The organism is Streptomyces sp. SP18CS02 (assembly GCF_036322365.1).
GTDB lineage: Bacteria > Actinomycetota > Actinomycetes > Streptomycetales > Streptomycetaceae > Streptomyces.
In genome coordinates, this window is sequence record NZ_JAQYXC010000212.1 from 1 (window position 1) to 809 (window position 809).

The following is an 809-nucleotide window of genomic DNA, read 5'->3' on the forward strand; positions in this document are numbered from 1 at the left end:
CTCGGAGATGACGTTCTCCAGGATGTGCGACAGGGCGCTGTCACCCTTGACCGCCGTGGAGTTCTCCACGCACTGCTGGTTCTGCGTGTCGTTGAGGAGGTCCTGCACACCGATGTTGATCAGACCCACGACGTTCTGCACATCGGCCTCGACCGGCAGACCGATGCAGGGCTTGTTCAGCGTGCCCTGGACGAGGCCGATCTGGGGGCTCAGCTCGCCGTCGGTGACGGTGTTGCCGTAAGCCTGGGTGGAGAAATTGCCGTTCTGCGTGTCCACGTCGCGGTCGCCCACGGCGGAAGCCATCGGGGCCGAAGCACCCAGGACGGCCGCGGCGACGCCCGCAGCGGCCAGAACCTTCTTGATCATGGTCCATCCTTCTCGTCGAGAGACCCGGTACCCGGGCCGTTCTGCCGCACCCTCGGGCGGGCATGGGGTTCACCCACGGGGATGCGCGGCCCCTGCGGCCACGCGGGACCGGCCGCCCGCACGACGCGTACGCCGTGCGGGCGGGCCGGATCACGTCACTTCTCGACGGCGGCGGCGCCGTTCTCGGACAGCACGTTCTCCAGGATGTGCGAGAGGGCGCTGTCGCCCTTGACCGCCGTGGAGTTCTCGGCGCACTGCTGGTTCTGCGTGTCGTTGAGGATGTCCTGAACACCGATGTTGAGCAGACCCACGACGTTCTGCACGTCGACCTGGGCCGGCAGACCGATGCAGGGCTTGTTGAGCGAGCCCTGGACAAGGCCGATCTGCGGGCTCATGTATCCACCGGTGACGGTGTTGCCGTACGCCTGGGTGGCGAAGTTGCC

The 809-nt window shown here is 67.0% G+C and carries 2 protein-coding genes; both read right to left on the reverse strand.

Annotated features, from left to right (window positions below):
• Positions 1 to 366 (reverse strand): rodlin (locus PUR26_RS02075; protein ID WP_329868548.1); only part of this gene is annotated, 366 nt, incomplete at its 3' end.
• A gap of 155 nt (positions 367 to 521) precedes the next feature.
• A partial coding sequence (locus PUR26_RS02080) for a rodlin (RefSeq protein ID WP_329868549.1) occupies positions 522 to 809 on the reverse strand: 288 nt, incomplete at its 5' end.